The organism is Ruegeria sp. AM5, assembly GCF_056540645.1.
Map to the genome: position 1 here is coordinate 107,369 of NZ_JBQFXC010000006.1, position 24,583 is coordinate 131,951.

Consider the following 24,583-nt stretch of genomic DNA (forward strand, 5'->3'; position numbering starts at 1 on the left):
AAGCCCCGATTGAGCCGCAGTTTACCGACGATCAGAGCGCGTGGTAGTGACCGTTTTGCGATAGCCTGATCGCGTCCATTAAGTCGCCTTGGCTAGTTATCAGGTTTTCCTGCAACGCAAGCCTATTATCTGGCTGCTGATTACACTGGGGTTCGCCTTCCTCGCCTTTGATGAAGGGTTCGAGATTCACGAAGCTCTGGACAAGGCGTTTCACCGCTTTTTCGGGATTTCGCAAACCAGCCTGACCGACCGGATCGAGGACATACCTGATCCCCGGATTTGCCCTTCTGGCCGCATCCTTGGTGCACGATGCCGTTACAAATGACAACGCCTTGTTTCTGTGAGTCGATATCCCCGGGGCCAATGTTCTTGATGTAAAACTGCCCCTTCGCGCGCTTGAAGAAGTTGCAAAGTTGATGCCCGAGGTGGAGTTCCTTGCCTGTTTCGTTCAGGTTCTTCGATAGGTCAACTCGACCTCTGATCAGCCATTCGATGCAATCTCTGCACCGGCGGCCGAGAAAGCCTGCCAATAAACACACACCCGCCTCGAAACAGTAAGTCGCAACATAGGTTTCAGAACCACCCGCGCCGCGATTGCTGTAGCCTTGGACGATCTGCTGTTCTAGTGTCGCGCAGCGACCAGACATAGGACTTGGGAATGAAAATCGCCACCGCCGCCTACGACCTCGATTGGCTCGATAGTTGGGCTCAATATGAAGACAAGCTTGAGGCATGGGTTTCCGAGGCCGCAGGACAAGGTGCCGACCTTCTGGTCTTTCCCGAATATGGCGCAATGGAGTTGTCGACGCTCGACGGCCCTAAGGTGGCCGGTGATCTCGAACGCTCAATCCGGGCGGTTTCCGACCGGATGGAAGATGTACAAGTTGTGCATTCGCGCCTTGCAAAGATGTACAACACATACATTCTGGGGGCTTCCGCCCCGGTTATCGACGGACCAGGGCGCCCGGTGAACCGCGCAGTGTTCTACGCTCCTGACGGTCGTCTCGATCATCAGGACAAGCAGATCATGACACGGTTTGAACGCGAGGCCTGGGACATCGCCCCGGGCGGTTCGTTGAAACTGTTTGATACCGCATTGGGTAAAATCGGCGTTCTGATCTGCTATGACAGTGAGTTCCCTCTCTTGGGTCGGACCCTGAGAGAGGCCGACTTGATCCTCGTACCATCCTGCACCGAAGCCCTGTCCGGGTATTGGCGTGTGCGGATCGGCGCCATGTCTCGTGCCCTTGAAAATCAATGTGTTACGGTAATGTCATCGTTAGTTGGCGGCAATGAATGGTCCGAAGCAGTCGACATGAATACCGGCATGGGTGGCGTGTTTGGCCCGCCCGATATCGGGTTCCCACCGACGGGAGTGCTTGCCGAGGGCACGCTGAATACCGCCGGCTGGACCTATGCCGAGGCCGACCTGTCCACAATTGCAAACGTCCGCGCAGACGGGTGGGTGTTGAACCGCACGCACTGGACCGAGCAAGACGCTCGGGTCGATTCAGTCACAATATCACCCCTTTAGGTGACTTCGCCCTTGAAATAAGGCCGAAATAGGCTCATTTAAGCGCACGATCTGCAGATTCTGCAGGTGCAACCTAATGATGGAGACAACATGGCCAAGGAAGATACGCTCGAATTTCCCGGTGTCGTGAAGGAACTCCTGCCTAATGCGACGTTTCGGGTCGAGCTGGAAAACGGCCATGAGATCATCGCACATACGGCAGGCAAGATGCGCAAGAACCGCATCCGTGTTCTGGCCGGCGACAAAGTTCAGGTCGAAATGACCCCATATGATCTGACCAAGGGTCGGATCAACTATCGCTTCAAGTAACGCTTCGTACATGGCGTTTATCCTCGGATCGGGCAGCCCGCGGCGGCTGGACCTGCTGGCGCAGCTTGGCGTTCAGCCCGATGCGATCCGTCCGCCGGATATCGATGAAACCCCGCTGAATGGCGAACTGCCGACCCCCTATTGCAGCCGCATTACCCGGAAAAAAGTTCAGGCTGTTCAAGCTGATAGCGATGATATCACCTTATGTGCTGACACTACGGTCGCACTGGGTCGCCGCATTCTTGGCAAACCCGAAGACGCGGGACAAGCTGCTGAGTTTCTGCACGCCCTGTCCGGCCGACGCCATCGGGTGATCACTTCGGTCGCTGTGCGGCGCGGGGATAAAATCCTCCAGCGTGACGTGGTTTCTCAGGTAAAGATGAAACGTCTGTCCGACAGCGAAATCAATGCCTATCTTGCGACGGATGACTGGCAGGGCAAGGCCGGAGCCTATGCGATACAAGGCCCTGCCGGTGCGTTCATCCCGTGGATTTCAGGCTCGTTCACCGGTATCGTCGGCCTACCCCTGTCCGAAACTGCTGCACTGCTGCAAGGCATCGGCTATCCCTTATATCGCGAGGTATCATGAAGGGTCGTACCATCATTCTGGATCATATTCAGGGACGCGAAGCTGCAGCTCTGATGGTGGATGGTGTTCTCGACGATTTCCTGATCGCCACAGATGCCCCTGCGCCAGGTACGATCTACCGCGCCCGCGCCGATCGCTCGGTCAAAGGTCAGGGCGGCATGTTTCTCACCACACCCGACGGCCCGGCTTTTCTGAGGCAAGTCAAAGGGTTGGCACCCGGTGCTTTGCTACTGGTGCAGGTGACCGGATATGCCGAGCCCGGCAAAGCCATACCCGTCTCGAACCGTATTTTGTTCAAAAGCCGCTTTGCGATCGTGACACCTGACGCGCCCGGCCTGAACATCTCTCGCCGTATCCGTGATGAAGATATGCGCGACCAACTTCTCGAAATCGCGCATGAGCAAATGGGAAACAGCACGCACGGCCTGATCCTGCGCTCGTGCTGCCAGGCGGCGGATGCAGATGAAATCGCTGAAGATATCTCAGCCATGCTGGTACTTGCCGAGCAGGTATTGGCTGATACGGGCAGTGAACCAGAATTGCTGAGCGAGGGCGATGGTCCGCATATCCTGGCCTGGCGTGATTGGACGGACCCGGCCGAGGTCGTGACCACATCCGGCGGATTTGAGGACCACGGTGTCGTTGATGCGCTCGATACAGCAAAGGGGGTTTCCGAAACGCTTCCCGGTGGAGGACACCTCTATATCCAACCGACCCGCGCGCTGGTTGCGGTGGATGTGAACACCGGCGCCGACACATCTCTCGCGGCGGGAACCAAAGCTAACTTCGCCTGCGCCAAAGCCCTGCCGCGCGCCCTGCGCGTGCGCGGGTTGGGGGGGCAGATCACTCTGGACCTTGCACCGATGCCCAAGAAAGACCGGAGGGGTTTCGAATCGGCCTTGCGGTCGGCATTCAAGTCCGATCCTGACGAGACGATCCTGGCCGGTTGGACCCCGCTTGGCCATTTCGAACTACAGCGCAAACGTGGTCGTATCCCATTGACGGAGATCCTGAAATGAGCTGCCCGATCTGCGGAGAAGATACCCAGCAGGCTTTTCGACCATTCTGCTCCAAACGCTGCGCGGATATCGATCTGGCAAAATGGCTAAACGGTTCTTATGCGGTGCCATCGCAACGTGAAGAAGACGCCGAGACGACCTCGGAACCAACCGAAAGCCCCACGTCCCTCCCGCATTGAAAAAATGTCAAAAAGCCTCTGGACACCGCCTGTGGCAAGTCATAGAAGGCCTCCACCCAATGGCAAACGCCATTCCCGTGCCCGGGTAGCTCAGGGGTAGAGCAGTGGATTGAAAATCCTCGTGTCGGTGGTTCGATTCCGCCCCCGGGCACCACTTCCTCAGGTAAACTCTTGGTTTCACTCCAGCTTTTAACGTAGGTTGGAGCGGTAGACCATCTCAGAGACCATTTCGCCGAAGTACACCTTTGTGAAAGAAGGTGTTTTTTTCTTCAGTCACCGCATCCACAAGGAGCTTTGCCGCTATTACTTTTCTTCTTGGATCGCATTTTCTTTGCGTGCTCACTCGGCAAACGTATAGGCGACGAGAACAAGAAGAGCAGTTGATCAACTGGATGAATATTGGTTTCATCTGAGGTCGCAGGATATGCAAGTGCCTGGAAAGCACATGTTACGACTCGGCGCAGCCAATTCTGCCGCAACGCCAGTTGTACTGAACGAGACTTCTGTTGCCTCTATACTGTTGTCAGAGGCAGTCGAGATATACCTTACACAGAGGGGCCAAGGACGCCCCGTAACATTTCACAAGGGTGCTGAGAGAGCGTGTGGTTATTCATAGCTTCCTAGTCTGATGACCCTCTTCTTCAGCAACACAGTGATTACATCCGCAATGGCTTTGCAAATTCGATGCCAGCTGTAAGGCGCTAACCGTTGCATACCTGCACCTACAGCTCCGCATTGACCGAGAGCCTCGGGTGAGCGGCGATAGCAAAACAAAGGTGATCGCGCCTTCCGGCTTAGCTGGCAGATTTTTGCGGGAATCGGCAATAAATGCTACGATAGCTTTGTTGGCAGGATCGCCGCTGGGTCTCTCCGGCCATCGCGCTTCGTTATTCTTTTTTTATTACAACAAGTTCTTTTTTTGCCGTTCGGCCGGGCGATCCGGGGCCTCTGGGTCAGCGTTTCAGAATGCTTTTGAACGGAGGCAGACATGCCGGAAACAGTATTTGAACGCGCGCCAGACGGCGCAATCATTGGACTTCAGCATCATGGCGACCCTCTTCGAGGGCGTTCTAAAGGAACCAGTGCGCTGGATGTGGCGCAGGCTTATGCCGCCGAAGTGGCGGGGCTTTACCGGATAAAGCCCGATTTTCTTGACAGGCTCGGCGAGAGTGTTTCAGGCAAGTATAATCGCGAGGAGGGCAGCAAGCTGCGGCTGGAAGAAGCCAAGGCAGTACAGTCCTTTCTGGTCTACACATTTCGTCAGACACATCACGGCATCCCGGTCTGGGAGCGAGGTCTGACACTACGCATGGCCGGCCCAGACAATGTGGTCACCGGTTCGTCCTCAAGTGTTGCTGCCGATATCGAACTCAGCAACGCCCCTACTCCGCCTGCTGGCCGCGACAAACAAGCTGGCGCGATTCTGCGCGAAGCTGTGAAAGGGGCCAAGTTTACAAAATTTAAGGTTAATGACACCCGGGACTTTGTCTATCGCTACGACGCAGAACATCGCCTGCCACACAAAGAACCGGGCGAGATCGAAGGGGCCGAGTTAACCCCGCTGCCAGAGATCGGTCGTGTACCAAAGGGCATCAAGGACGGCGAATGGCGTTTCGTAAGCCTTGTGCATTTTGGCTGCAAAATTCCCGACTACGGAGAGCTGAACTGGCGAGCATTGGTCGATTGGGAGACCGGCGCGGTGCTTTACATCCGGCCATTGGTGGGGTGTGTTTCGGGTTACGTCTTCACAGACGACCCGATATCACTTTCAGGAGATTCAGAGCTTGATCCGACGGCCCCGGTTGCGCTTTTGGATGCGCAACGCGAACTGGTGGCGCTGGAACGGTTGATATTACCGGGCGGAGGCGCACCGGTGGAACTAAGCGGCGAATTGGTGGCGGTACGTGATCTCGATACACCGAACATCGCCCCACCGACTGAAAACGCCGGTGCCGCATCGATCTTTGATTATCCCGCCGACAGCGACGATTTCGCGGCGGTCTGTGCGTACTACAACCATGATTTCCTGTATCGCTTCGTCCAGTCTTTGGGCTTCGATCTGCCCAGCTATTTCGACGGGGTGGCCTTCCCGGTGGATGTTGATCACCGCTGGTTCAATCCCATTGCAGGACCGGTGAATGCTCAGGCGCCAGGCAATGCCATAGGCAATGGTGTACTACGCTTTCGTTATGCGCTTGCGGCAAATGGCTCCACAGTCGGCATGGCCACAGACTCGCGCGTATCGGCGCATGAATTCGGGCACGCGGTGCTATGGGATCATCTCAATTGGCCCAATTTCGGCTTTTGTCATGGCTTTGGTGACGCGCTGGCGGCAATACTTTACGATCCTCAAGGTATTGCGCCGGATCGTTTCCGTACCTTCCCCTTCAGCAACCTAATCACCCGGCGATGGGATCGGTCGGTCGCCTCGGGTTGGGGCTGGGGTGGCACGATGGACGTGGGCGGATATCGGTCGACCGAGATCAATGCCACTACTTTGGGCCGAATCTATCGATCTCTCGGAGGTGATTCCACAGAACTGGACGACAGGCTGCATGCCAGCCGCTACACGATCTATCTGATCCTGCAGGCGGTGCCGCTTTTGGCCGGGATCGTGCCCAACACAGTCGAAGGTTTTTCCCGCGCCTTGCAGGAATCAGACGAGAACACTGCTCAATTCGACGGTGCAGCCGGAGGCTGGGCACACAAAGTGGTACGCTGGGGCTTTGAGAAACAGGCGCTCTACAACGGATCCCCGCCTGATGTTGACGTCTTCATTGATGACGGACGACAGGGTGAATACCCTTGGCACCAACCGGGCAACAATGCTCCCGGCATCTGGAATCGGCACCGCCCTGACGGCGGCACCGACCACGAGACTCCGCGCCGCTGCGTCGAGAATTATCTGTATGTCCGGATCGGCAATCGCGGCAACTCCCCAGCCCAATCAGTGACTTTGTCATTAGCCCGCGCGATGGAAGGCAAGGGCACCACATGGCCCGATGACTGGAATCCGCTGATCGTAGGCGAACCTATCGGCCAGTCAGTGCATTATGGCGACGAAGTGATCGTCGGCCCGATCCCATGGTGCCCCGAGGACCTGTGCGAGGAATACATTCTTGCCAGCGTGGATACGCCAGAAGACCGCAGCAATGTCGAGACGATTGCAGGCAGTCTGCCTGTCGATCGACTGGCGCTTGGTGACAACAACGTCGCCCTTCGCCGAATGGAGGTGAACCGCGACGAAGATGACACCCCTTGCTGCGAGGAGGAAGAAACGAAGATGACCTATCGTTACGCCGTCAAGTTCGTCTGCGGCTGTTCCAAGGGCCGCATTTTGTCCCAGGGCCGCTATCACACAGCAATCAACATCGGAAACGGCAGCGGCGATGCTGTGCGTTTTCGTAAACGGGTGTCGTCGGCCTTGCCAAACGAAAAACCGGGCAATGTCTCGGCCAGAACGAAGAACAAACTCGGTCCCTGGGAATCGATGGAGATCGATTGCGAAGATGTGGTACGACACCTGCGGGTGGCCGAATGCTGTTTCTTAAAAGGGTTTGTCTTTATCGACAGCGAAACACCGCTGGACGTGGTCGCGGTCTACACCGCCGCCCATGGTGAAGGCGAAGTGGAAATCATCGATGTCGAACCGGTCGTGCCTCGGCTGATCAAAAAGGTACCGCCCCCGCCACCGCCACCTCCGCCGCCGCCCCCACCCGAGGACAAGCCGGACCTAATCCCGGTGCAGCCCTTCCCGCCCGGCCCGCCGCCCTTCCCGGCTTGGTATTGTGAGGAGCCGCGCAAATTGAGGATCATCGTGCGTAACATTGGTGCAGGGGCTGCCGGGCCTTCGACCACGCGGGTCGATTTCTTCCAGAGCGGCGCGGTGGTCGATCTGCCGACACCAGCACTGGGGCCAAACGGGGATGAGACCACGCTATCGCTCGAATTCCCGGACGAGGTCAAAGGTGGCGAGCAGATCCCCTTCAAGATCACCGTCAATGCCAATCCGGCCGATGGTGTGACGGAAACAGACACCACCAACAACAGCGACTCTTCCTCCTGCGGCCTGGCCAGCTAAAGCAAACTGGGGGTGGCCCGGGCCATTATCGGCCCGGGCTGCGCGATCTAGAGGTGCCGGTCGCTAGGCTGCGTCACGATCGTGATTGCGCTCTACATTCAGGAGGGCAATTTGCTTCAACGACACCAAGGTGGGACCGCCCTGTCTGATCCCAAAGTCAGACCTCAAGCTGCGATTTAAGTATACTTTTCTACCGCTTCCCAAGGGGCGACAGGGTCGCCGCAGCCTAGTAACTATCTCTTTTCCGTTGCGCATCTTTGATAAGAGCAGCAAGCCGATAGAAACCGTGGGCCATCTTGGTGTAGGGCGTTAGCAGGAAGAATGTCAGGACCGATCCAAGATGAATAGCAAGCAACGCGGGCATCAAAGCCGTTGATCCGAAAGCGTAAAGAGCAAGTCCGCTAAAACCGACGAATCCCAGCAACAGGATGAAACCGATATCGCCGCCCCATGCCGAAGCATCACCTAGATTACGATCGGACCTTTGCTTGAGAATTACCATGGCGCAGCAACCCACTGTCAACATCACACCGCCAGAAATTCCGAATAGTTTGGGCAAAGACCAGAACCCGTACGGCGCATGAATTCCAAAGCCATAATGCATAACCGTTGCAATCGAGGTCGACGCGAAGCAAAGCAGGAAGCCATACATGATCGCGTGGTGAATATGACGTCGCGCCTGACTGAACCGGTCTTCGTCTTCAAAATTACAGCCTTCACCATGACCTGCGGCAAGATCCTGCATTTTACCCGCTCGTTTGAAGGCGGCCAGCAGGTCCGCCATTTTGATGGGTTTTCCCCCCACCTCGGCCCAATAGCGCCTTAGACTGATGGCAATGCTAAAGAGTGGCAGCAAGAATGCCGGAGCAAAAATCGCAACCATCGCATTATGCGACAGAACGGCATAAAACCCGTCCCCTCCGCTAGAACCTATCGCGCGAATTGCCCAGAACAACAGGGCAAATCCGACCACAAGTGCCAGCGCAATCGCCCCGCCCTGGGTGTGAAATCGGCGTGCCAGCGGCTGCGGCCATGCGAAGCTTTCCCAGCTGTCCCTCCGTACCTCGGCCAGAGCCTTCGGCAAATTCAGGTCGAACTCGTGCGGGGCTGTGTACTGGCAGGCGTAGTAGCAGCCGCGGCAGTTGTGGCACAGGTTGGCCAGTTGCGTGATGTCCCCATCCGAGAACGCGCGTTCCGCATGAAGCGACGGAAAGACCGAGCAATAGCCCTCGCAATAGCGGCAGGCGTTGCAAATTTCAGCCTGACGGCGGGCTTCCTGTATCAATTCAGTTTGCATAAGCGGCGGCCTCACGTCCTGCGATGCGTCCAAAGACGGTTCCGATGGTCATGCCGAAACCGGCTAGATAGCCTTGCCCAAGGATCGAGCCCGCCATGGTTTCGCCAGCCGCCCACATGTTTTTGATCTTGCCGTCGGCGCTCGAACATTGCGCGGCATCGTCGACTTTGAGGCCCAAATAGGTGAAGGTTACGCCCGTACGCAGCGAATAACCGTAAAATGGCGGCTCGGTGATCGGACGCGCCCAGTTGGTCTTGGGCGGGTTCAAGCCAGATGTTGAAACGCCGTCCAGCTCTGTCGGATGAAAGGCGCTGGTGTCTCCGCAGGCGGCGTTGAATTCAGCGATTGTTGCGGTCAACTTTTCGGCAGGCAGGCCCATCATCCCGGCCAGTTCTTCCAACGTATCTGCCTTCAGCGGTGGAAACACCGACGGCATGAACAGATTCAACGAATTGGCGTCGATGATCACATAGCCAACTTGATCTGGTTGGGCTGCCACCAAGCGCCCCCAGATTGCATAGCGCTTGGGCCAGACATCCTCGCCCTCATCGTAGAAGCGCTCGGCATCCTTGTTCACGACGATCGAAAACGGCACGCAATCCAGACGGGTGACAATACCACCGTCAAATTTCGGTGCACGCCCATCAATAGCAACGGCGTGGCATTGGGTCGGGTCGCCAACACTCTCGACGCCTTGATCCAGAAGATCAGCCAGGACCACGCCTCGGTTATAAGGGGTGCCTCGGATCAGAAAGTTTTTTGCAGGCTCACCCCATGCACGGGTCAGCCAATCCGTATCGGCCTGAAACCCGCCCGAGGCGACGATGACTGCCTTTGGCATTATCCGGTGGTTTTGACCTTCATAGGTATAGTCGACCCATTCGATCCGATCCCCGTTCAGCTCCAAATGCGTGACGGCGGCTTCATACAAAACATCGATACCCAAACCCGCCGCAGTTCGGTAATAAGCATTCACCAGAGACTTCCCGCCTCCCATAAAAAAGGCATTTGTCCGCGCCAAAGAAAGTGTTCCGGAAAGAGAGGGTTGAAACCTGACACCGTGCTCTTCCATCCATGGCAGGCATTCCTCGGAAGTGCGGATCGCGAGGCGGGCCAGATGCTCGTCAGTTTTGCCGCCGGTGACCTTCATCAAGTCCGCGAGATATTCGTCTTCGCTATACTCTTCGATCAACGGGCCCAAAGGGCCACCATGCATGCAGCGAAAATTGCGCGTATGGCGCGAGTTTCCTCCGCGATAGGGTTTTGGTGCGGTTTCCAGTATCAGAACGCGGGCACCGGCTTCCGCGGCGGTCATCGCGGCGCACAAAGCAGCGTTCCCGCCACCGATCACAGCGATATCGTAAGCTTCCTTTTGGGTGGCCATATCCTGTCTACCTAGTGATTTTCGTCGGTTGTCCGATCGCGTTCCTGCAACGCCCGGATACGCATTCGTTGTGCGGCCTGAATATGCCCGCGCATTTCTGTCTCGGCCGCCGCGCCATCACGTGCCTTCAGCGCGACCATAATACGCCGATGTTCAGCGACTGCCGCTTCGGCCCGATCTCCGTCCAACAATTGCGACGGCCCAAGGATCAGCAGCGCCTTCTGCAAGGACAACATGGATTTCGCGAGAAATCGGTTCTTGGCTGCATCCAAAAGCGTGGCGTGAAATATCCGGTTGATCCGAGCCGCGTCTGGACCTGTGCCAGCCTTTGCCAAACGATCATTCAAAACATCCAACTCGTCCAATTCGACATCCGACGCCGCACGCGCTGCTAGACGGGCCGCAGTGCCCTCGAGCACTGCGCGCATCTCATAGAGTTCCATCACCTCGGCGTAATCCAAACTGCGAACGGTCGCGCCCTGCCGCGGTACATGCGTGACCAGGCCGTCGGTCTCCAGCTGCCGGATCGCTTCGCGCACCGGTGTTCGGCTGACACCCAACCGTTCAGACAGCTCAATCTCGCGCAGGCGCTCGCCGGGCAGAAGGGTGCCCTCGCGAATCTCATCCAACAGGCGTTGATACGCCGAATTGCCTTGCGGGCCAGGCTGTAAGGGGTCGTCCTGAATGGTCATCGCGTGCTCACTTGTCTTCTTGCGTCCATTTGTATACATTTGGATACATAGTGAGTCAATATTGTTGGAAGCTGCACTTTGCCCACCCAGAACAAAACACCTTCTCTCCTCGCAAAGCGGGCCCTAACACTGGGCTTGGCACTTCTTGGCACAGGGCTATTCTGGGCGTTGAATCTGCCATTGCCTTTTCTGTTCGGCCCGATGAGCGCGTGTCTGATCGCGGCTCTGGCTCATGCTCCAATGGAAGGCTTTGGTCAGGTCTCGATTGCTGCGCGCACCATACTCGGCGTGGCTGTAGGGGCTTCGATTACCCCAGCCCTATTTGCAGAACTGCCGAAGATGGCAGCGTCGATTGCACTGATCCCGTTCTTTATCCTGCTGATCGCGCTGGTCGGAGTGCCATTCTTCCGCAAGGTCTGGGGCTTTGATACCACGACCGCGTTTTACGCGGCCATGCCCGGCGGATTGCAGGATATGATCATCTTCGGGGCCGAGGCTGGCGCTAACCCGCGAACGCTGTCCCTGATCCACGGAACCCGCGTTCTGATTATTGTAACGCTGGCCCCTCTGTTTCTTACGGTGTTTTACGACGCCCAACTCACCAACCCAATCGGAGAGCCCGCGCGCAACCTGCCGATACACGAATTGGCGCTGATGGTTCTTGCTGCCTTTGTCGGCTGGAAAGGCGGTGAGCGGATCGGCTTGTTCGGAGCGTCGATTCTAGGACCAATGATCCTGACGGCTGCGTTGTCACTGGGCGACTTCATTCACACCCGACCGCCTCGCGAGGCCATCCTTGCGGCTCAGTTCTTTATCGGCTGCGGAATCGGCGTGAAATTCGTAGGTGTCACATGGGTCGAACTACGCCGTGTGGTAGCGGCGGGCTTCGCCTATGTCATTGTCCTCGCCGTTCTGGCAGCCGCTTTCACCGCCGTTGTCACCACCTTGGGGCTGGGCCAACCGGTCGAGGCATTTTTAGCCTTTGCCCCCGGCGGGCAGGCAGAAATGACAGTTCTGGCCATCGTCTCAGGCGCGGATCTGGGCTTTGTGATCACGCATCATCTGACAAGGATCGTGTTGGTAATCATCGGTGCGCCGATAGCGGCCAACCTTATCCTGCGCTGGTCCAAACCTCGGGGTTGATCATGTGAACCGGGGCGCCTGCAGCGTAGGCGTTCACTTGATCGAAAATGTCCGAAAATTGCAGATCGAACTCATCCTCGGTCACAAAGCCGATATGCGGCGTCGCAATCAGATTTGGATGCGAAAGCAAGGGGTCTTTCGGATCATTGAGGGGTTCGGAATCGAAGACATCGATTGCGGCCTTCCCGGGATGGCCGGCATTCAGCGCCCCAAGCAATGCCCCTTTTGCAATAAGGCCGGCACGGGATGTATTCACAAACAGTGATCCCGGCTTCATGTGCGCGAAGTCCGACGCAGTAATGATGCCGTTTGTGCCTGGCTTCAGGCGAACATGGATCGAGACAACATCGCTGTTGGCAAAGAAAGCTTCGCGGTTCGCGGCGACCTGAACACCATCTGCCTGCGCCCGAACCCGACCTTCATCTGAGGACCACCAGACTACATTCATTCCAAATGCCTCGGCGTAGCCCGCGACAGCGCGTGCGATACGGCCATAGCCGTACAGTCCCAGCTGCCGCCCTCTCAGCGTCTTGCCAACTCCTGCCTGCCACCGCCCCGCTTTGACCGAGGCCATCTGCGCCGGTAAATCGCGCATCCCAGCCATGATCAGCGCCCAAGTGAGTTCGGCTGCAGCATACGAAGGCGTTCCACCATGCATGTTTGAACACAGCAGAACACCATTGTCCGAACATGCCTGCACATCAACGTGCGGATACACGCTGCGCTGACTTATCAATCTCAGGTTCGGCAGCTTTTCGATTAAGTCGCGGGTTACCTTGGTGCGTTCGCGAAACAGAACCAACGCCTCGGCCTCCTGCAACCGTGCCGCCAATTCATCGGTATCCTCGACATGATCTGTCCAGATCTTCACTTCGTGGTCGGATAGCTTTCCAAAACAAGGCAAGCCCTGCAGGGTATCAAACCAATCATCCAGAATGTGAACCTTCATCGACTTTCCACACCCTGCCCGGTGTTCAGTTTTCTTGGCGTCGGCACAAAATGCAGCGTATCGAGTGCTGCAAGCGCATTGCGGACCCGCTCGCTTTGATCCAGCAAATGGTTGAACTGCTCATCGCACCCGGCGATCGGTGTCGGGTATTCCGCAATGTCCCGCCGCAGGACCGACTGCGCCAGCCTTAATTCCTGACGCGCAATATCGAGGCATTCAGAATAATTGTTCATCGTGGCACCTTCATATTGTATACCTTAGTATACATAACAGAGATCCCAGTTTCAACTGCCACTCCACACAGATCCGGGTATATAGACATGCCCATCTGCAAGCTTTCGCGCAGTCCGCACCAGACCAGCAGAGTTTACGTTGAAGTCCCCGTCATTCGAGAAGTCCACCAGCACATCAATCTTTCCAGAAGCGTGTTCCAGCACAACTTCAGCTGGGCTTGCCTTAGGTCGGTCCAACAACCCATCAGCGACGGTTCCGGGCGTCAAAGCACAAGACGCCATGCACTGCGCACCCGTAACGGCCATTGTCGGGTGAGTTTTCCATGGCATGAAATACCGAACTGCAAGGGTTCCGCCCTCTTTGGCTGGTGCCAACAGCCCGAATTTGGGGGTTACCGATTTCGATACATCCCCCATACCCATCAGTTCCCCGGCTTCGATCCGAACTGCCTCCATCCGGGCAAAGAAAGAGCGGTTGGCGTCCAGTTCTTCCGCGCTTTCATACCCAGTTAGTCCAAAATCGGTGGCGCGGGCCATAGCCATAGGCATGGCAACATCCATACAGGTTAGCTCGACCCCTTGCACCGTATCGCGCAGATTTCCGGTGGGCAGAAATGCACCCGTTGCCGAACCCACAACTCCCATAAAACTCAGTTGTACCGGTGCAGATTGCCCAGGAACTCCGGCAATCTCGGCATCGCCCTCATAGGCCAGTTCACCACCCGGGGTCTGCACTTTGGCAACCACTCGCGCACCCGTATTAACTGCGCGTATCCGGACCACGGTCTCATCGCCTTGAGGCTGAAACAAACCCATTTCAATTGCGGCCGGAGCGACGCCGGAAAGAATGTTTCCACAAGTTGGCTTGAAGTCGACCAGCTTTTCCTCAACCGAAACCTGCGCGAAGAAATAATCGATATCGGCCCATTCATCATCGCTGACAGATAAGATGGCTACCTTGGTCGTCACAGCAGTACCGCCACCGATTCCGTCAATGTTAAACGCCTGCCCAGCCCCTAGGGCAGCGACCAGCACATCAGCCAATGTGTCCATATCCACGGGCAGGTCAGAGCGACGAAAATAGGGCCCACGCGAAGTGCCGCCACGCATAAAAATATACGGGATTGCTGTCTGGGTCATCTCGAACCCCTCCTCTACAAACCGTCAAAAACTGTTGTGTTTTCAGCTTTGTCCGACCTGTCTGCTTCGCAGGCCGGACCTCAGTGGAGCATTCATTTCAGTGGCCATGGCAGGCTCACCATGTCTTGCAACAGTCCCGGTGGGAAATCCCGGTTCAGAGCGCCTGCCATGATGCACATGAAACCGATGCCGCAGGCTGTCAGGATCAGCGTCATCTGCCAGCTTGAACCGGCTCGAATGCGGAAGAAGGCAATCAGAAACCCGATCAGGGCTAGGATGAAACCAACAACCCACGTTGCCGCGATAAGACCTGCAAACCACGCCAACGTCGACCAAAGCCCATGCGGTGCGCTCGCATCTTCACCGGCAATTTCCTTATCGGCAAAGATTGCATCACCCTCGGGTCTCCGCATCATCTGGGTCAGCAGGATCACGCAGCAGAACAAGGACACACCGCCGATCACCAACGGGATGATCTTGTCGGTCATGTTGTAGTCTGGGATCATGTTGGCGTTGATCAATGCCGCGATTAGGTAGGCCATGATCACCAGCAGGAAGATCAACGGCGCGCGCTTGCTGCCAGACTGGACTTCACCTTCGGCCATGATCATCTTAGCCTGCCGAATTCCTAAAATGACCGAAGCCACAGTGACCAAGATCAGAACAATCACGATCGGGCTGAAGACATACTCCATGCCCTCACCAAAGCTTTTGCGGAACCGGAATGAGGCAATCTGGAACGCCTGATTGGTAAACTTCTCAACCGGGTTCGACAGCACGAACCCAATAAGAAAGGCCGGACGCGACCAATCGAACCGGCGCAGGAAGATCCCGATCAGGCCGATCACGAACAGCGCCAGAAGGTCTTCGAAGTTCTGACCGGACTGGAAGGCTGCAAAGCTGATCAGCATAAACAGGAAAGGTGCCAGATAGGTGAAGCGGATCGTTGTCAGCTTGGCGATGCCTCCGGAAGCCGCGATGCACAGGATGGTGCCCACGACGTTAGCAAGCGCCAAAAGCCAAACGATCGAATAGGTGATGTCGAGATTGTCCTTGAGCATGCTCGGACCGACCTCGATATCACCCGACCCCAGCAGCGCCACCGCGCCGATGAAGATTGCCATCGAGCCGGAGCCAGGAATGCCAAACAGCAGCGTTGGCACCAGCCCACCACCCTCTTTGGCGTTGTTCGAGCTTTCCGGGCCGATGACCCCGCGCACTTCGCCTTTGCCGAAGTTGCTTTTGTCTTTAGTGGATTGAACCGAATGGCCGTAGGCGATCCAGTCGACGACTGACCCCCCGAGGCCCGGAATGACTCCGACAACCACGCCAATGATCGAACAACGGACCGAAAGCCAGATGTTGGCGAACCAGTCTTTGACACCGTCCAGCCAACCGGCCCCCAGTGATGCCCCTTTGGCGATCGAGCGATCTTGCCGCAGCAGTGAGACGATCTCAGGTACGGCGAAGATACCCAGCCCGACAATGACCAGCTTCAAACCGTCCGTCAGATAGGGAATGTCATAAGTCGCCATACGAAGTGAGCCGCCTGCGTCGGCCTCACCAATTGTACCGACCATCAAGCCCAGCCCGGCGGCGGCGACCCCTTTCAGAGGGATACGCCCTGCTAAAATAGCGACCATCGAAAGGCCAAGAATTGTGATCATCAGCATCTCGGGCAGGCCGAACGCCAGAACGATGGGACGCGCGACCAGGATGAACATGGTCAGAAAAGTTGCGCCGACCAAACCGCCAAACAGTGATGAAGCAAAAGCTGCTGACAATGCTCGCGCGGCCTCACCTTTTTTCGCCATCGGGAAGCCGTCCAGCACCGTAGCCTGTGAGGCGGAACTGCCGGGGATGCCCATCAGAACTGATGCGAAGGTGTCAGAGGTTGGAACAACAGCAACCATCCCGATCATCAGCGCCAACCCAAGGATCGGGTCCATGCCGAACATGAAAGGGAGCAACAGGGACAAGCCGGCAATACCGCCAAGTCCCGGGAAAACACCTACGGCCAGTCCCATAACGACACCGAGAACAAGATACCCCAGAACAATAGGTTGCAGGATCAGACCCCACGCATCACTGAACGCAGGAAGAGCGGTGGCGAAAACCTCCATAGCGGCCGCCTTTCATAAATTGTCTTGTGTTAGGAAAAGCGCGCGCCGACATTGGGGCACGCGCAGTGGTGTTTGAGCTTAGTTCAGCTCGACACCATAGGCTTCTTTGAGCCAGTTCAAAACGTAGCCCTTGGCATTGTCGTCGACGTTTGTCGCGGTTTGCAGTGCCGCTTTAGAGCCGTCACCTACGAATACTGGGTATTTGCCCACGCGCTTCGAGGAGATGTCGGCAAAGTCGCCGCGCTCGGTTACAGCCTGGAACGCTGCTGTGTATGCGTCGACCACTTCCTGAGGTGTATCACCCGGCAGGAAGGCCAGCTTCTGAACCGGGAAGCCGGCTACAAAGAACGCTTTCCACGCATCCCATGCCTCACCGCTGGTTTCACAGCCATCGGTGGCTTCGCATACTTCCTTGAATGTCGGGATATCCGGGAAGGTCGGGTCACGGACGATATTGCCATCCGCATCAAGCGCCCCCCAGGTCATCATCGGCACAGCCTGACCGGATTCAACCAGCGGGGCCGATCCACCCAGATAGCCAGACGAGGTCTGATAGTCGATATTAGCTTCGCCACGTTCGAACATCAGACGACCATCGCCACGGCCTTTGATGCCAAAGACTGGCTCAACGTTCATACCCAGCATCTGCCAGGCCAATAGCGGCACGAGGTCCAGTCGGGTCGCGCCCTGCGAGCCATAAATGAAGTTGGTGTCTTTCAACGCGTTTGCGGAGCCATCAAACTTTGCTCCGTCTTCGGCGTTCAGATAGGCAACACCACCTGTTCCCGACGCCATAACTGGAATCCAGTCGTTGTATTCATAGCGCACGCGCGGATCACTCAGCAGATATGGGAATTGAGTTGAACCGGAGGTGCCAAACAACAGCGTGCCATCGTCATGGCTCTGCTCCTGGAACCAGTTCGCGCCTTTGGTCGAACCAGCGCCCGGCATGAATTTCACGACCACAGTCGGTTGACCCGGTAGAGCTTCGGACAGAAGCGGCGCAAAGAAGTTGGCCCATTTGGCGGACCCGCCCGTTTCCGAGAACGGGATGACCCACTCGATGGTCTTGCCCGAGAAGTCGACCTCGGCTGCGGCAGGCGCGGCGATACCGGCGGCGGCGATCAGCCCCACGACGGTGCGACGGGTGAAGTTGGAAATGGCCATTGGTTCCTCCCTATAGACCAGACAACCACGTCAACGCCCTCCGCGCTACCGTGATCGCAAATAGAACTGTGGGGTTGATTCCCCCTCCCATCTGGCAATCATGGAGTGCCAACCTTGCGCGAAACTTGCGGGAGACCTGATGCGGATCGTAATAGTCGAGGACAATGAGCCACTCGCCAATGCCATTGCTTATCGCCTACGTGACCGAGGTCATGCGGCAGATATACTGACCGACGGGGATGCCGCTGACCTGTACCTTCAACAAGAAGGCGCGGATCTGATCGTTCTGGATATCAACCTACCGGGCCGGTCAGGGTTGGACATCCTGAGATCACTGCGCGATCGTGGCGACAGTGCGCCGGTGATCCTGCTGACAGCGCGAACTGAGACAAGCGACCGGGTGACCGGCTTGGATATGGGCGCAGATGACTATCTGGTCAAACCCTTCGAAATGGACGAGTTAGAAGCACGCGTCCGAGCACTTTCTCGGCGCAAAGAGCTTGAATACGGAGCACGGGAGAGCATCGGTGGCCTAGAATTCGACCGCGCCGCACGTCAGGTTAGTGTTCAGGGCGAGGTCATGGATATACCAAGACGGGAAATAGCGGTGCTTGAATGCCTGTTGGAGCGTCGGGGCAGAATTGTTCCTAAAAGCCAACTCACAGATTATGTCTATGGCGTTGGGGCCGATGTCGATGACTCAGCTGTTGAACCTCATGTGTCGCGGTTACGAAAACGCCTTCAGAATCTCGGCATTAAGATCAAGACAGCGCGCGGTCTGGGGTACCTTCTTGAGGTGCAGAAGTGATCAGGCACGGCTCCCTCAGGCTACGACTCTTCATTCTTATCCTGACGCCCTTGGTGTTGCTTGCGATCCTTCTTGGGCTTTGGCGCTTCATGATTGCCCAGGAAACGGCTCAGGAGCTGTTTGACGACAGCCTGCTATCTGCCGGTCTTGCAATTTCACGAGATGTCGCGATTTCAGGAGGTGACGCACTTTCGCCCACCACGCGCAGCTTGATCCGCGACGCGTCGGGCGGAGAGATCTTTTATCATGTTACGGGCCCGGGTGGCATCTACGTGACCGGCTATGCATACCCTCCGGCACCCGCGAACCCGTCTGCTCAAGAGGCGAACAGGCCGCAGTTTTTCGAAGCACTCTATCGCGACGAGCCGGTACGAGTTCTTAAGCTGACAGAACGTGTGACCATAGAAAATTTGATAGGAGATGCGACGGTCACAGTTTGGCAACGTATGGCGGATCGCAACGCGTTTGCAAATGAGCTGTCAATCCGCGCAGGAATTCTCATGGGAATCCTACTTGCCACTCTTGCATTTGTGGTATGGTTCGGAGTTGCTCGCGGCCTGCGGCCCCTCCTGGATTTACAGGACGCAATCGACCTGCGCTCCCCAGATGACCTGAGTGAGATCAAACGCCCTGTACCGGTCGAAGTTCAAGGTGTCGTCAAAACCTTGAACCGACTCTTTGGACAGGTGGAAAAAAGTATCAATGCCCACCAGGTGTTCATATCCGAAGCCGCACATCAGCTACGGAACCCTGCGGCCGCCGTTCAGTCGATGGCCGAAGCGCTTCGAGATGCGAAAACCGATGAAGACCGCGATAAACGCATCATCGAGCTTGTCGCAGCGGCAAAGAACTCTGCAACAGTCGCTGAACAACTGCTATCACTTGAACGGCTCAGGCAACCGACGCACCAAGGTCAAATGGTTGAAATTGATTTCCGCTCGGTTGTCGAAGAAGCCTGCGCAGAAATGGGAGTTCACATTCTTGCAAAAGGCATCGAGTTTGATGTCACTATGCCCGAGACGGCGGTCATAGTATCAGGTGATCGGGTGTTTCTAACTGAAGCTCTAAAGAACCTGTTAGACAATGCTGTTAAGCACGGTGGCGCTAAACTGAGCCGCATTTCAGTCGTGCTGCGTTCTGACGGCGGAAACGTTAGGCTTACTGTCGCTGATGACGGCGCTGGCCTTTCGCCCGACCAAAGCGAAGCTGCATTTAGTCGGTTCTCCCAGCTGGAATATTCCGAAGGCAGTGGTCTGGGTTTGTCAATCGTCTCTGCGGTGGCGCAGCGCCACGAAGGATCAGTCTTAATCAACCAAGTCAAAAGAGGAGCGAGCGTTACGCTTGAGCTTCCGATAATCCTCTGAATTGTTTCGTTTTTGACAAGTCCGACACCTATAAGGGTTGAATTGCTCCTCGACTAAATCCGGCGCTCGAGAGATTGAAACAGAGTCCCCGCAGGTCAAATAACTGTCGAAAATGATCAAACTAGCGGCCGATTAAGCATATCCCCAAATCTCACTTGAAATAGGTTTAAGTTTAACGGGAGAGGGCAGCATGACCGATTCAGAAACAATTTCCTTGGGCTATCACGTCGATCCATCACGCTCTAGCTCGTTACAGGCTGCGGCATACACACAGAACAAGTGGTTTGACACTGACCTTCGCTCCATCCTCTCCAAAACTTGGCAATGGGTGTGTCATGTCGAGAAAACACGAGAGCCGGGGTCCTTTGTAACGGTGGAAGTTGCCGGTCAACCTATTGCGGTTGTGCGCGACAAAGAGGGTAAGCTTCGCGCCTTTTACAACGTATGCAAACACCGTGCCCATGAACTGCTATCAGGCGAAGGCAATACCACACGGATTATGTGCCCCTATCATGCCTGGGTCTATAAACTTGACGGGCAATTGGCGCGTGCGCCACATACTGAAAACCTCGAAGACTTCAACAAGGATGAGATTTGTCTCGATGCTGTACAGGTTGAAGAATTTTGCGGCTTTGTTTTTGTCAATTTGGATCCGACGGCTGCCTCTTTGTCAGAGCAATCCGGAAACCTGGAAACCGAGGTGCGCCATTGGGCACCGGATGTGGATCAACTCACTTTTGGCCACCGTCTGACCTACGACATCAAGTCGAATTGGAAGAACGTCGTGGACAATTTCCTTGAGTGCTATCATTGCCCTACGGCCCATAAGGATTTTTGTGACCTCGTGGATATGGATACCTACAAGGTTACAACCTACGGCATCTACTCCAGCCATATGGCTGACGCAGGCAACAGTCCAAATACCGCCTATGACGTCTCGAACGCCACGGTGAAAACTCACGCGGTTTGGTGGCTCTATCCCACCACTTGCCTGATGCGATATCCCGGACGGTCCAGCATGATCGTGTTGAACATCATACCTGTTGGGCCAGATCGGACGCTTGAAACTTACGACTTCTTCCTTGAGACGCCGGAACCCGACCCGATGGAGTTGGACGCAATTCGCTATCTGGACGAAGTTCTTCAGGTCGAAGATATCAGCCTTGTCGAAAGTGTGCAGCGCGGGATGAATACACCTGCGTTCACCCAAGGTCGGATCGTCAATGACCCGGACGGGTCCGGCAAGTCCGAGCACGCCGTTCATCACTTCCATGGCTTAGTCTTGGACGCTTACGCAAAAGGTGCCACGTGACGCGGCCAAACATCCTTGTGGTCATGGCGGACCAATTGGCTCCGCATTTCACAGGGGCGTACGGGCATAAGGTCGCCAAGACGCCACATCTTGACGCGTTGGCCGCGCGCGGCAGGCGCTTCGATGCAGCTTACTGCAATTCCCCTCTCTGTGCGCCTTCACGGTTTTCCTTTATGTCGGGTCAGCACATCAGTCGCATCGCAGCTTACGACAATGCATCCGAGTTCAAGGCTTCGGTGCCGACATTTGCGCATTATCTGAAATCGCTGGGCTATCGTACATGTTTGGCAGGCAAGATGCACTTTGTCGGGCCGGATCAGATGCATGGATTTGAGGATCGTGTGACAACCGACATCTATCCTGCTGATTTCGCGTGGACCCCGGATTGGGAGGCCCCGGACGAGCGGATCGACAAGTGGTATCACAACATGCAAACGGTCAAGGAAAGCGGCGTTGCCCACGCGACTTTCCAGATCGACTATGACGACGAGGTCGGTTTTGCTGCCAAACGCTGGCTGTTCGATGCGGCCCGAGACAAAGCGCTTGGCAATGACGCGCCTTTTGCGATGGTTGCAAGCTTCATTCACCCGCACGATCCATATGTAGCCCGACCAGAATGGTGGAACCTGTATGCGGATGATGAAATTGACTTGCCCGCGTTTGTGCCCGCGTTGGAGGATCAAGACCCCTTTTCACGACGTTTATTGGATGGGATCGAAGCGTCTTATGTGCCACTGACCGAGGAAGAAATCCTGCGCGCGCGCCATGCCTACCTGGCGAACGTCAGTTACTTCGACAGCAAAATCGGAGAGCTGGTTCAAACCCTCGAAGAAACGGGCGAGTTGGACAGCACCATTGTGATTGTCACAGCCGACCATGGCGACATGCTGGGTGAACGTGGGCTGTGGTACAAAATGAACTTCTTTGAGCACTCCGCGCGAGTTCCGTTAGTCATGGCCGGGCCGGGCATTGCGATTGGAACGGCGCAGAATGCAGTGTCACTGGTCGATCTGTTGCCGACATTTATCGACCTCGGTGGCGGTGATGAGGCGATGATCGGAGAGCCGATCGACGGTCGTAGCCTTATGCCTCTGGCTCGGGGTGAAGATGATCCAGTTGATGAGGCGATCGGAGAATACTGTGCCGAGATGACGGGCTATCCTGTGATCATGATCCGGCGCGGGCCCTTAAAATATATTCATTGTGATAGCGACCCACCGCAGCTCTATGACCTGAGTGCTGACCCGATGGAAACGAAGAATTTAGCTTCGGACCCAAGCTACTCTGACGCGAAAACTCGTTTTGCAGCTGAAGTCGTCGAGCGTTGGGACGGCAGTGCTTTGCGAAAGAAGATAATCGCCACGCAAAAATCGCGCCGTGCATTACATGCCGCGATGGAGGCCGGTGCCAGCGAGCCTTGGGACTACAACCCGCCGTCCGATGCAAGTCAGCAGTATGTACGCAACAATTTGGATTGGACAGTGGCTGCACGCCGCTACCGCTATCCGCCATTGAAGGATTGAAACCAATGATGCTGAACGGAAAAGTTGCTCTCGTGACTGGTGCCCGCGGTGGAATCGGGCGCGCGATTGTCGCTCGGTTTCTAAGAGAAGGCGCAACGGTATTTGCCGCTGACCTCACACCGGAAGGGTCGTTAGATCAGCACAATGATGATGGCAGTCATTTTGTTAAGCTGGATGTGACTCAAGAAGCAGACTCGGTTGCGGCGATGGATCATGTGCGCGCCGCACACGGAAAGTTGGACATCCTAGTGAACGCGGCGGGGATCGAGATCGAAAAAACGGTTGAAGAGACCACGTTGGAGGAATGGAATCAAAGCTTTGCGGTTAATTCCACGGGCACGTTCCTGACCTCGAAATACGCCATCCCATTGATGCGCGAAGCGGCGAAGACAGGGAATAGCGCAAGCCTTATCAATTTTGGCTCCTACGACGGGTTCATCGCAGACCCTGGGCTTGCGGCCTATTGCGCGACCAAGGGTGCAGTTCACGCTTTGACCCGCGCAATGGCTTGCGATCATGGCCCAGAAGGTATCCGGGTGAATGCCATCTGCCCTGGCTATATCGACACTCCAATGCTGCAGAGCTTCTTCAACGGCGATGGATCCGGCGGAGGAGGTGGCAACATTGAAACGCTGCAAAAGGCCGTGCGCGATGTTCATCCAATGCGGACCTACGGGACGCCCGAGGATATTGCAAATCTGGTCAACTGGCTTGCCTCGGACGAGGCGCGCTATGCCTCTGGCCAGTTGTGGGTTCTGGACGGGGGGCTGTCTGCACAAGTGCAGCAGATGAAGCTCTGATGCCCAAATCCGTCATCATCACCTGCGCACCCACAGGAGGCATCCATACGCCGTCGATGTCACCACATCTGCCGATTACGCCTGCCGAGATCGCGACAGCAAGTATTGAAGCGGCACAAGCCGGCGCGTCGATCATTCACTTGCACGCACGGCATCCAGAGACCGGCAAACCCGACCCCCGACCCGAGCTATTTCAGCAGTTCCTGCCTGTGATCAAACAGTCCACTGATGTGGTGATGAATGTCTCTACCGGCGGCGGTTTGGGTATGTCGATGGATGAGCGCCTGCTGGCCGCAACTTCGACTAGCCCAGAGATGGCATCTCTCAACATGGGTTCTATGAACTTTGGCATCTTTCCGATGCTGCAGAAATACACCGAGTTTCAGCACGAATGGGAACAGCCATTCCTGGAGATGACAGAGGACTTCATCTTTCCCAACACCTTCAAAACAATTCGTTACGCCATTGAAAAACTTGGTGGTGATCATGGCACCAAGTTCGAGTTCGAATGCTATGATCTTGGCCATCTCTACAACGTCAAATGGTTCGTGGATCAAGGCCTGATCAAACCGCCTTTTTTCATTCAGATGGTGTTCGGCATCTTGGGTGGAGTTGGCGCGGATGCAGACCATCTAACCCACATGCACAACACAGCGGACAAGCTGTTCGGGGCAGAGAACTACGAATGGTCTGTCCTTGCCGCTGGCCGTCACCAAATGCCTTTTGCAACCCAAAGCGCATTGCGCGGCGGAAACCTTCGGGTGGGTCTCGAAGACAGCCTGTTCATCGGCAAAGGTGAGTTGGCCAGATCTAACGCGGAGCAGGTCACGCGCATCCGATCAATTATTGAAAACCTTGGCCTAACGGTCGCGACCCCAGCTGAGGCGCGCGTGCGGCTTGCACTTAAGGGCGGCGATCAGGTTGGGTTCTAAGGAGA

22 protein-coding genes and 1 tRNA gene are annotated in these 24,583 nt (G+C 56.1%); 15 read left to right on the forward strand and 8 right to left on the reverse strand.

Translation table 11 applies throughout. The features are described from left to right. The first annotated feature begins 88 nt into the window (after positions 1-88). The 8 genes from ACR0AH_RS15285 to ACR0AH_RS15320 all read left to right on the forward strand — a co-directional run bounded on the left by ACR0AH_RS15285 (position 89) and on the right by ACR0AH_RS15320 (position 7,711). The gene (locus ACR0AH_RS15285; RefSeq protein ID WP_170636270.1) at positions 89-325 is read left to right on the forward strand and encodes a hypothetical protein; all 237 of its coding nucleotides are present in this window, start codon (positions 89-91) and stop codon (positions 323-325) included. Between the two features lie 333 nt (positions 326-658). Beyond that, positions 659-1,534, forward strand: coding sequence for a carbon-nitrogen hydrolase family protein (locus ACR0AH_RS15290; RefSeq protein ID WP_480592575.1), 876 nt, complete (start codon positions 659-661; stop codon positions 1,532-1,534). Between the two features lie 90 nt (positions 1,535-1,624). After that, positions 1,625-1,843, forward strand: coding sequence for a translation initiation factor IF-1 (gene infA, locus ACR0AH_RS15295; protein WP_005978431.1), 219 nt, complete (start codon positions 1,625-1,627; stop codon positions 1,841-1,843). A 10-nt stretch (positions 1,844-1,853) separates the two neighbouring features. Beyond that, on the forward strand, positions 1,854-2,432 hold the full coding sequence (locus tag ACR0AH_RS15300; RefSeq protein WP_480592577.1) for a Maf family protein: 579 nt from the start codon (positions 1,854-1,856) through the stop codon (positions 2,430-2,432). Then, the gene (locus ACR0AH_RS15305; RefSeq protein ID WP_480592579.1) at positions 2,429-3,451 is read left to right on the forward strand and encodes a ribonuclease E/G; all 1,023 of its coding nucleotides are present in this window, start codon (positions 2,429-2,431) and stop codon (positions 3,449-3,451) included. The genes ACR0AH_RS15300 and ACR0AH_RS15305 overlap by 4 nt, the downstream gene beginning before the upstream one ends. Next, entirely contained in the window at positions 3,448-3,630 is a 183-nt protein-coding gene (locus ACR0AH_RS15310) for a DNA gyrase inhibitor YacG (protein ID WP_170402469.1), read from the forward strand. The genes ACR0AH_RS15305 and ACR0AH_RS15310 overlap by 4 nt, the downstream gene beginning before the upstream one ends. Positions 3,631-3,709: 79 nt before the next feature. Next, positions 3,710-3,784, forward strand: a tRNA-Phe gene (locus ACR0AH_RS15315). An 834-nt stretch (positions 3,785-4,618) separates the two neighbouring features. Beyond that, complete coding sequence (locus tag ACR0AH_RS15320; RefSeq protein ID WP_480592581.1) at positions 4,619-7,711, forward strand: hypothetical protein; 3,093 nt, start codon at positions 4,619-4,621, stop codon at positions 7,709-7,711. A gap of 226 nt (positions 7,712-7,937) precedes the next feature. Here ACR0AH_RS15320 and tcuB read toward each other — a convergent pair whose 3' ends face one another. From tcuB to ACR0AH_RS15335, 3 genes are read right to left on the reverse strand one after another with little or no spacing between them, the layout of a single operon-like run. Further along, entirely contained in the window at positions 7,938-9,008 is a 1,071-nt protein-coding gene (tcuB, locus tag ACR0AH_RS15325) for a tricarballylate utilization 4Fe-4S protein TcuB (protein WP_480592583.1), read from the reverse strand. Next, positions 8,998-10,392 carry an FAD-dependent tricarballylate dehydrogenase TcuA gene (gene tcuA, locus ACR0AH_RS15330; protein WP_170565291.1) on the reverse strand — a complete coding sequence of 465 codons (1,395 nt, stop codon included), beginning with the start codon at positions 10,390-10,392 and terminating at the stop codon, positions 8,998-9,000. The genes tcuB and tcuA overlap by 11 nt, the downstream gene beginning before the upstream one ends. A gap of 11 nt (positions 10,393-10,403) precedes the next feature. After that, a complete protein-coding gene (locus ACR0AH_RS15335) occupies positions 10,404-11,084 on the reverse strand; it encodes a GntR family transcriptional regulator (protein ID WP_480592585.1) in 681 nt (226 codons plus the stop codon). Between the two features lie 78 nt (positions 11,085-11,162). Here ACR0AH_RS15335 and ACR0AH_RS15340 point away from each other — a divergent pair, with 78 nt between their 5' ends. Next, complete coding sequence (locus ACR0AH_RS15340; protein ID WP_170625052.1) at positions 11,163-12,227, forward strand: AbrB family transcriptional regulator; 1,065 nt, start codon at positions 11,163-11,165, stop codon at positions 12,225-12,227. Here ACR0AH_RS15340 and ACR0AH_RS15345 read toward each other — a convergent pair. The 5 genes from ACR0AH_RS15345 to ACR0AH_RS15365 all read right to left on the reverse strand — a co-directional run bounded on the left by ACR0AH_RS15345 (position 12,196) and on the right by ACR0AH_RS15365 (position 17,839). Next, positions 12,196-13,176, reverse strand: a complete 981-nt coding sequence (locus ACR0AH_RS15345; protein ID WP_170392732.1) for a D-2-hydroxyacid dehydrogenase family protein — start codon at positions 13,174-13,176, stop codon at positions 12,196-12,198. The two genes, ACR0AH_RS15340 and ACR0AH_RS15345, sit on opposite strands and share 32 nt — an antisense overlap. Continuing rightward, entirely contained in the window at positions 13,173-13,409 is a 237-nt protein-coding gene (locus ACR0AH_RS15350) for a hypothetical protein (RefSeq protein ID WP_170391780.1), read from the reverse strand. The genes ACR0AH_RS15345 and ACR0AH_RS15350 overlap by 4 nt, the downstream gene beginning before the upstream one ends. A 51-nt stretch (positions 13,410-13,460) precedes the next feature. Beyond that, on the reverse strand, positions 13,461-14,549 hold the full coding sequence (locus ACR0AH_RS15355; protein WP_480592587.1) for a 4-oxalomesaconate tautomerase: 1,089 nt from the start codon (positions 14,547-14,549) through the stop codon (positions 13,461-13,463). A gap of 92 nt (positions 14,550-14,641) precedes the next feature. Next, on the reverse strand, positions 14,642-16,672 hold the full coding sequence (locus tag ACR0AH_RS15360; RefSeq protein WP_480592589.1) for a tripartite tricarboxylate transporter permease: 2,031 nt from the start codon (positions 16,670-16,672) through the stop codon (positions 14,642-14,644). Positions 16,673-16,750: 78 nt separating this feature from the next. Then, a complete protein-coding gene (locus tag ACR0AH_RS15365; protein ID WP_480592591.1) occupies positions 16,751-17,839 on the reverse strand; it encodes a tricarboxylate transporter in 1,089 nt (362 codons plus the stop codon). 139 nt (positions 17,840-17,978) lie between these two features. Between ACR0AH_RS15365 and ACR0AH_RS15370 the strand changes: the two genes are divergently transcribed. The 6 genes from ACR0AH_RS15370 to kce all read left to right on the forward strand — a co-directional run bounded on the left by ACR0AH_RS15370 (position 17,979) and on the right by kce (position 24,578). Next, positions 17,979-18,647 carry a response regulator transcription factor gene (locus ACR0AH_RS15370; RefSeq protein WP_480592593.1) on the forward strand — a complete coding sequence of 223 codons (669 nt, stop codon included), beginning with the start codon at positions 17,979-17,981 and terminating at the stop codon, positions 18,645-18,647. Positions 18,648-18,700: 53 nt separating this feature from the next. Then, the gene (locus tag ACR0AH_RS15375; protein ID WP_480592595.1) at positions 18,701-20,011 is read left to right on the forward strand and encodes a sensor histidine kinase; all 1,311 of its coding nucleotides are present in this window, start codon (positions 18,701-18,703) and stop codon (positions 20,009-20,011) included. A gap of 190 nt (positions 20,012-20,201) precedes the next feature. Next, a complete protein-coding gene (locus ACR0AH_RS15380; RefSeq protein WP_170733699.1) occupies positions 20,202-21,323 on the forward strand; it encodes a ring-hydroxylating oxygenase subunit alpha in 1,122 nt (373 codons plus the stop codon). Then, on the forward strand, positions 21,320-22,846 hold the full coding sequence (gene betC, locus ACR0AH_RS15385) for a choline-sulfatase (RefSeq protein WP_170776218.1): 1,527 nt from the start codon (positions 21,320-21,322) through the stop codon (positions 22,844-22,846). Before ACR0AH_RS15380 ends, betC begins: the two co-directional genes overlap by 4 nt. A gap of 32 nt (positions 22,847-22,878) precedes the next feature. Beyond that, positions 22,879-23,646, forward strand: coding sequence for an SDR family NAD(P)-dependent oxidoreductase (locus ACR0AH_RS15390; RefSeq protein WP_480592597.1), 768 nt, complete (start codon positions 22,879-22,881; stop codon positions 23,644-23,646). Beyond that, positions 23,646-24,578, forward strand: coding sequence for a 3,5-dioxohexanoate:acetyl-CoA acetone transferase (gene kce / locus ACR0AH_RS15395; protein WP_480592599.1), 933 nt, complete (start codon positions 23,646-23,648; stop codon positions 24,576-24,578). Before ACR0AH_RS15390 ends, kce begins: the two co-directional genes overlap by 1 nt. Positions 24,579-24,583 lie beyond the last annotated feature (5 nt).